The organism is Nonomuraea marmarensis (genome assembly GCF_043197025.1).
Classification (GTDB): domain Bacteria; phylum Actinomycetota; class Actinomycetes; order Streptosporangiales; family Streptosporangiaceae; genus Nonomuraea; species Nonomuraea marmarensis.
This window is the reverse complement of sequence record NZ_JBICRM010000086.1, coordinates 1-7,129: the sequence shown is the minus strand read 5'-3', so window position 1 is coordinate 7,129 and position 7,129 is coordinate 1. Positions and strand designations below refer to the sequence as shown.

The window sequence follows — 7,129 nt, the reverse complement described above, 5'->3', positions numbered from 1 at the left end:
AAGTGGTGGTCAGAGCCGATGATCCCCGTGTGTTCGACATGATGGACGCTCCCCCCGAAGCGTTAAGATGATCTACCTTGACTCATCTACCCATAGTGATCGTTTCCACACTTAGAGTGATACCCCCGACTTATCCCGGACAAGTTCACGTCTGTCCGCATGAGACCAGCGGAAACAGAGATCGCATCGGCATAACCCCGACGTCGGGATAACCGGAGTAGTACGGCCGGTCGGCGGCCACGCGATCGATGGGAATGAGCGTGCCGTCCAGCACGACGAAGGCGTATCTGGCGCGTTTGGCCGTCCGCAGCGCCTGATCGAGGGTGGGTGAGCGTTGGGCGAGCAGGGCGACGGTCTCGCGAACGTAGCGCCAGGCAGTGGCCGTACCGATGTCGAACCCTGCAGCGAGCTCGGCGAACGTCTCACCTTTGCGCAGGTAGACCAAGACAAGCAGGGCTTGTCGGCCGGGGTTGAGCCTGCGCCAAGTCGAGTTGATCGCGGCTCGGTGACGGCGGATCACGCCGGCGAGGTAGCTCAAGGTTCGGTGTGACAACGGCAGTGCAGCACGATAGAACAGCACACGAGCCTCTGGTGTGATGGTTGATCTTGGTCGACAACCCTTCTACCAGAGGCTTCTCTATTCCGGCACCACGTCCGGCGGTCCGTAACGAGCCCGCGACCTGCGCTATCAGGTTGGGACGGGATCACTGAAAACTCATTGCCGATGGCATGGGTCTCTTCCTACGGTCGCTCCGTGAGCATTGCATACGAATGGCGAGGCCACTTCGACAATACGGCGATCAACGCACTACACGCGGAGGGCTTCGGCCATGCGCCCCTGAGGGATGACTGGTGGGCTCAGGTCAACCAGCACAGCCTCGGGTGGGTCTGCGCCACGGAGGACGGCGAACTCGTCGGCTTCGTCAACGTGGCATGGGACGGCGCCGTCCATGCCTTCATTCTCGACACCCTCGTGACGGGAAGAGCCCGGCGGCACGGTGTCGGGACCGAACTCATCGCCGTCGCCGTCAGAGAGGCTCGCGCAGCCAAGTGTGAATGGCTCCACGTCGACTTCGACGATGACTTGAGGGACTTCTACTTCGGGGCCTGCGGGTTTCAGCCGACGCACGCTGGCCTCATCGCTCTGTAAGCAGGCATGACACGGCAGTCGCTTTCCGGCCCGGGATCCGCGGCAGCCCTGCGACCTGTGTCGTCAGGATGAAATGGGCTCACTGCGTCACCGAGCGGCAGGCCCGCCACGTCCTGGCGGCGCTGCAGGAACGAATGGAAGAGGTCGGGCTCACGCTTCATCCGGCCAAGACCACGATCGTGTACTGCAGGGACGCGAACCGGCGGCAGAACTACGACACCACCGAGTTCACATTCCTGGGGTTCACATTCCGGCCGCGTACGGCGCGGGCCAAGAACGGCGCGTTGTTCGTGTCCTTCCAGCCCGCGATCAGCAAGGACGCCCTGAACAAGATCAGCCGGGCAGTCCGCTCATGGCGGCTGCACCGGCGGATCGGCTCCACCTTCGCCCAGCTGGCCACAGTGATCAACCCGATCGTGCGCCCACTTGGTCGCCGAGATAGATGTCCGCCGTGCCCGAGGTGAAGCTCGCGTCACCTTCGCAGTAGCGGCACCGGCTGATAGGGGCGGTCGGCCCAGAGCCGGCGATGCACCTCGCCGGGATAGGGCCCAGTAGTGTCCTCGGTGTCGAAGACCTTGGTGATACGCCGTGTCGTGTCGTAGGGGTCCCAGCCGGGGTTGCCGGTGGCCGCGAACGACGTCCAAGCACCACGCATCCGTGCAGAGAGCCGTTCTGCCTCGTCCACGTCCCCGTCGAGGAAGAGCGTCGCCACTCCCTTCGTCAAGTTGCCGAAGACGAGCGGCAGGTCGGAGCCGTGCGGAGCGCCCATCACTCCGCCCTGTCCCGGCACCGTCCAGGCCAGTTCGTAGGCGAACGCCCGGCCGCCGCCGGTCACCTGCGCGTCCAGCAGTTGCAGGATCGGGACCCGGAATGACCAGTCGGTCATGAGCATCTCGTAGAGTTGCCACGGCGAAGCTTCCGGGAAGGCCGCCCGGTAGGCCTTGCCACCGTCCGGGGTCAGCGCCCGCAGGGCGGCGTCGACGGCCGTGTCGGCGATTCCCTGCAGCTGGCCGGCCATGGCCATCAGGGTCCGCCACTCGTTGCGGGTGTGCCCGCCCATCAGTGTGACGTCGCGGCTCTGGCCGGCGGCCAGAGCCTCCCACGGCGACCGTGGTACGACGTCACCGTCGACGACCGGGCTGACCGGGCGGTTGGCCTCCGCGCCCCAGCGCCCGGGATCTTTCCGGATCTGTTCCTCAATCCGGGTGGTCGCGGCGACGAGGTCGTCGGGACGGAGATCGGCGAGCGCGGCGGCGGTTGGCGGGACGCCCGCGGTGGCCGCGATCGCGCGTCCGAGGTCTTCGGCGAGGTCCAGGGTGTAGAACTTGCCGGGCATGCTTTGCACGATCCCCCGGCGGAACAGGCCCGCCGCCCGGGGCATGGCCAGCAGGGCGGCGACGGAGCCTCCGCCAGCCGATTGACCGAAGACGGTGACCTGATCGGGATCCCCGCCGAACGCCGCGACGTTGTCGTGCACCCAGGTGAGCGCGGCGACCTGGTCCAACAGGCCCCGGTTCGCGGGGGCGCCGGCGAACAGCCCGAAACCTTCCGCGCCCACCCGATAGTTCAGCGTCACGACCACCACGCCGCCCTCTCGCGCCAGCCGGGCGCCGTCGTAGGTCGGATCAGCGGTGTGGCCTTGCAGGTAGGCGCCACCATAGATCCACACCATGACCGGCAGTCGCGCCGCACCGAGGTCGGGTGTCCATATGTTGACGGTCAGCCACCCCGGATCGGTCTCACGGGCCGAGTCGTTCCGGGGCTGCCCCAGCGCGGGCTGCGCGATGGCGGGGACGATCTGCGGGGGCGGCGGTCCGAACGAATCCGCGGGTCGGACGCCGTGCCACGGTTCGACGGGCTCGGGGGCGGCCAACCGGAGCGCGCCGATCGGTGGTTTGGCGAAGGGGATGCCGAGGAAGACGTTCACCCCGGCGTCGACCGTACCCCGGACGCGTCCGCCTGGGGTCGTGACCTCGGGGCCGCTCATGACCGGCTCCGCAGCAGCGGGATCGAGGGGGACTCCGGCGCCGCGTCGATGTCCGCCTTCGTCAGCTGAAACTCGGCCGGGTAGTGCTCCCGGGAGGTGCGTCGCAGTGGCTCCGTCGAGCGCCACATGTAGGCGCACTGTCGGCATTGGAACACCTCCCAGACCTCTGGGACGGGGCTGGTCGCCGCGACGATGATGCCGTCGTGGTCACAGCGTGGGCAGTGCATGGCATTCTCCTTTTGTGGTGCCGCGGTGCTCACTGGGCGCTCAACATCGCAGTGATCTTGGCGGTCCACGCGGCGGTTTCCGGGAGGTCGCGGACCTGCTGGCTGTAGTGGCCGCGTGTGTCGGGCGCGACCGGTGTGGTGGCGTCGATGACGAGCTTGTCGGTGATGCCGGCCGGAGAGGCGCCGGGGTCGAGTCCCATCACCGGCATGCTGGGCAGCTGGACGAGGTCACCGGCCGGATTGACCTTGGTGGAGAGGGCCCACATGACCTGCGGCAGGTTGAAGGGATCGACGTCCTCGTCCACCATGATCGCGATCTTCACGTATCCGAGGCCGTGTGGCGTCGTCATGGCCCGTACTCCAACGGCCTTGGCGAAGCCGCCGTACCGCTTGCTGGTGGAGATGATCAACAGTAGGCCGTGGGTATGCATTGCGTTGACCGCCCGGACCTCGGGGAAGTCAGCCTTGAGCTGCTGGTAGAGCGGCACACAGGTGGCTGGTCCGATGAGGTAGTCGAGTTCGGTCCACGGCATGCCGAGGTAGAGTGACTCGAAGATGGGGGCGGTGCGGAACGACACCTTGTCGACCCGGACGACGGGCAGGTTGCGGCCGCCGGAGTAGTGGCCGGTGAATTCCCCGAACGGGCCCTCGATCTCGCGCTTGCGGCCCTCGATAACGCCTTCGAGAACGACTTCCGACCCCCACGGTACGTCCAGGCCGGTCAGTAGTGCCGCCGCGATGGGGTAGGGGCTCTCGCGGACAGCGCCGGCCATCTCGTACTCTGATTCGTCGTAACGTAGCGCGGCCGATGCCATCAGCGTGATGATCGGATCGTTGCCGATCGTGATGGCGATCGGGAGGTCCTCGCCGCGTTCCTCGGCCCGTCTGAGGTGCAGTGCGATGTCATGCATCGGAACGGGTTGGATCGCGAGCTTACGGGGGCCCTTGACCTCGATCCGGTAAATGCCGACGTTTTGCTTGCCGAAGTGGTCCGGGTCGTCGGGGTCGCGGCTGACCACGGCGGCCTTGTCGAGATAAAATCCGCCGTCGCCGTCGTTGAGCCGGAACAGGGGCAGCAGGTCGAACACGTTGATGTCGGCGCCGTCGACGGTGTTCTCCCGCCAGGGCGGATCATCCCGGCGTATCGGCGGGACCGGGAAGCGCTCCCACCGGCGGATGAACTCGTCGACTTGTTCGCGGGTGGAGGTGCTCGGCGGCAGGCCCATCGCGATGGCGTGGTTGGGCCAGGAGCCGAGCGTGTTCATGACGATGCGCGCGTCGGTGAAGCCTTCGACGTTGTCGAAATAGAGGGCGGGAGTGCCTTCGCCGACGCGGCCCATGGCGTTCGCCGCGGCGGCGATGTCGGGCTCCGCCTTCACCTCTTCCGTGATGTGCAGCAGCTGCCCCGCCGCGTCGAGCGCGGCCAGGAAGGACCGCAGATCATCAAATGGCATTAAGACTCCCTGTTGGTGGAACGCGCGGGCCTCCGTCACGCGCTCCTGTGATGCCGGTCCAGCGCCGTGCCCCGGAGGAGGGCAGCCCGACCTGGTCCAGGATGCGGGTCACGATGTGGTCCACGATGTCGGCGACGGACTCGGGGTGGTTGTAGAACGCCGGCATCGGCGGCACGATCCGTGCGCCCATCCGGGACAGCGCGAGCATGTTCTCCAGATGGATCTCACTCAGTGGCGTTTCCCGGGGGACAAGCACGAGCGGCCGGCGTTCCTTCAGGACGACGTCGGCCGCGCGGCATAGCAGCCCGTCGGCGTAACCCGCGCGGATGCCCGCCAGCGTCTTCATACTGCACGGAGCGATGATCATCCCGTCCGTGTGGAACGAGCCGGAGCTGATGGACGCGGCCTGGTTTCCCGGCCCGTGCACCCGGTCGGCGAGGGCCTCGACCTCGCGCACGCGCAGGCCCGTTTCGAGCTCGATCGTGGTCCGGGCCCACCGGGAAACGACCAGATGGGTCTCGACGCCGTCCAGCTCTCGCAGAGCCCTCAGCAGCGCGACACCGACAGGTGCGCCGGTCGCACCGGTCAGTCCGACGATGAGTCGCATGCCGCTCCAATCGTTCGTGTACGAACAATTTCCTGGGCGGTAAGCTAGTCGTTCGTATGCGAATGGTCAACCCGGAGGACGCATGCTTGACGACCGCCCCTTCCACGTCATGCGCCTGGTCATACAGGAGCACGGCGCCCGCTGGCAGCGCGCCCTGCCGGAGCTGACCAAGCCGCAGTACGCCGTGCTGGCCGCGCTGGCGGAGGCCGCCGAACTCGAACAGAGCCTGCTCGTCGAGGCCGCCGCCTCCACGAAGGCGACGCTCGCCGACCTGCTCTCCCGGCTCGAGGGCCAAGGGCTGGTCGAGCGGCGGACTGAACCACGCGACAGGCGCCGCCGGTTCGTGTCGCTCACCGCTGAGGGCCGACGGGTCTACGCCGCCGCACGCCCCCGGGCGGACGCCGTCAGCGAGACTTTCCTGAGGAAGCTCGACGAGGACGACCGCCGGGAACTCACGCGACTGCTGTGCCTGCTGGCAGAGTCCCGACTTGGAACTCCTGACACATGATCAGCGAGTGAGGCGTCGGCGGCGGATGATGGCGGCGGCGAGGGCCATGAATGCTTCATGGATGTCGTCGCGGATCTCCCAGCGGATGCGCAGACGGCGGAATCAGTGCGGCAGTGCGATGGTCTGCTCAATGACCCACCGGCGTGTGCCCAGGCCGGAGCCATGCGGTGTGCCTCGGCAGGCACGCACCGGCCAAGTCCGCGACGAAGACGTCCCAGAAAATGAGGAACTCCCGGACAACTAACGCGAACACATACGACGGGGCCTGCACCGTAGAGTGCGGGCCCCGCATCACTTCGTCCTCATCTCCGGGCCTTGGCCGAGAACTCGGGCGAGCACGGTCGGGAAGAAGTCGTCGTCTGTCTTCTCCATAGGACTCGTCTCCAGGAACACCCGAGGGACGAACTTTCACCTGTCGACTTGCGCTTAAACCAGTTCAGGTTGCTACTTCAAGTAGGCGAACTAGTACGTCTACTCGAATGGTGATCGTTCGAAGAACTATCACCGAGAAGGAGAATCATGAGAGCATCCGCACTCCTTCGTGGTGGGGCCGCCACGGTCGCCGCGGGCGCGCTCGTCGCTCTTACAGGGTTGTCGCCGACGACGGCAGCGCAATCAGCCGATAGCAGTTCGAAGGGCGGCGCCGCCAAAAGGGTCTGTCAATTAGAGTGATACCCCCACAGCAATGGCCGACGGGTTAAGGTCCAGGTCATCGAGGTCTTCGACTGACCGCGTTTTTCGTTTCCGCGGGCGGCGGTCTCTGAGGCGTGCTGCGATGCGGGTGTCGGCACTCCTCCTCAATGACTTGTAGTCCGGCTCCGAGCGGAGCGGTAGGTCTCGGCGTTGCCGGTCATGCCCTGCCGGTTCGGGGTTAAGGCAGCTCGATGAACGGCAGGCCGATCGCGGAAAGCTTCGTCTGAAGGTTGATATCGCTGGTGGCGACGTAGAGAGCTGATCCGGGGTGGGCTGATTGCAGAAGCAAGCTGGATGCTACGAACCGGTCATCGGGCACAGTCAAGTCGAGCCAGGAGGGGAGCTTGTCGTTCCTCGGTTCGATGTACGAGCAATCGTCAAGTCAGCATGAAACGGCCGGCTCCGGTTCTGTCCGTAGTCGCTTCATAGCTTCCGTGGATCGGCTCACGCTAGAGACAGCGGGGGCCGGAGCCACACACAGAAGGGAGCCGACCGTCATGAAG

Annotated in this window: 7 protein-coding genes and 2 pseudogenes; 3 read left to right on the top strand and 6 right to left on the bottom strand. The window is 66.1% G+C overall.

Features of this window, described 5'->3' with window-relative positions; genetic code table 11:
• Positions 1-211 precede the first annotated feature (211 nt).
• Positions 212-580: pseudogene (locus ACFLIM_RS49915) on the bottom strand (helix-turn-helix domain-containing protein); the annotation flags it as partial.
• Positions 581-754: 174 nt separating this feature from the next.
• Here ACFLIM_RS49915 and ACFLIM_RS49910 point away from each other — a divergent pair.
• Positions 755-1,150: a GNAT family N-acetyltransferase gene (locus tag ACFLIM_RS49910; protein ID WP_393177922.1), complete on the top strand. Its 396-nt coding sequence runs from the start codon at positions 755-757 to the stop codon at positions 1,148-1,150.
• Between the two features lie 68 nt (positions 1,151-1,218).
• Positions 1,219-1,614 carry a hypothetical protein gene (locus ACFLIM_RS49905; protein WP_393177920.1) on the top strand — a complete coding sequence of 132 codons (396 nt, stop codon included), beginning with the start codon at positions 1,219-1,221 and terminating at the stop codon, positions 1,612-1,614.
• An 8-nt stretch (positions 1,615-1,622) separates the two neighbouring features.
• Here the strand turns inward: ACFLIM_RS49905 and ACFLIM_RS49900 are convergent, their stop codons facing one another.
• The 4 genes from ACFLIM_RS49900 to ACFLIM_RS49885 are packed head-to-tail and all read right to left on the bottom strand — an operon-like array spanning position 1,623 to position 5,425.
• Positions 1,623-3,137 (bottom strand): carboxylesterase/lipase family protein, encoded by a 1,515-nt coding sequence (locus ACFLIM_RS49900; RefSeq protein WP_393177918.1) that lies wholly within the window; start codon positions 3,135-3,137, stop codon positions 1,623-1,625.
• The gene (locus tag ACFLIM_RS49895; RefSeq protein ID WP_393177916.1) at positions 3,134-3,364 is read right to left on the bottom strand and encodes a non-oxidative hydroxyarylic acid decarboxylases subunit D; all 231 of its coding nucleotides are present in this window, start codon (positions 3,362-3,364) and stop codon (positions 3,134-3,136) included. The genes ACFLIM_RS49900 and ACFLIM_RS49895 overlap by 4 nt, the downstream gene beginning before the upstream one ends.
• A gap of 29 nt (positions 3,365-3,393) precedes the next feature.
• Positions 3,394-4,818, bottom strand: a complete 1,425-nt coding sequence (locus tag ACFLIM_RS49890) for a non-oxidative hydroxyarylic acid decarboxylases subunit C (RefSeq protein WP_393177914.1) — start codon at positions 4,816-4,818, stop codon at positions 3,394-3,396.
• Complete coding sequence (locus tag ACFLIM_RS49885; RefSeq protein ID WP_393177912.1) at positions 4,808-5,425, bottom strand: non-oxidative hydroxyarylic acid decarboxylases subunit B; 618 nt, start codon at positions 5,423-5,425, stop codon at positions 4,808-4,810. Before ACFLIM_RS49885 ends, ACFLIM_RS49890 begins: the two co-directional genes overlap by 11 nt.
• A gap of 82 nt (positions 5,426-5,507) precedes the next feature.
• On the opposite strand from ACFLIM_RS49885, the gene ACFLIM_RS49880 reads away from it, so the two are divergent.
• A complete protein-coding gene (locus tag ACFLIM_RS49880) occupies positions 5,508-5,933 on the top strand; it encodes a MarR family winged helix-turn-helix transcriptional regulator (protein WP_393177910.1) in 426 nt (141 codons plus the stop codon).
• Here the strand turns inward: ACFLIM_RS49880 and ACFLIM_RS49875 are convergent.
• Positions 5,934-6,125: pseudogene (locus ACFLIM_RS49875) on the bottom strand (IS5/IS1182 family transposase); the annotation flags it as partial.
• Between the last annotated feature and the right edge of the window lie 1,004 nt (positions 6,126-7,129).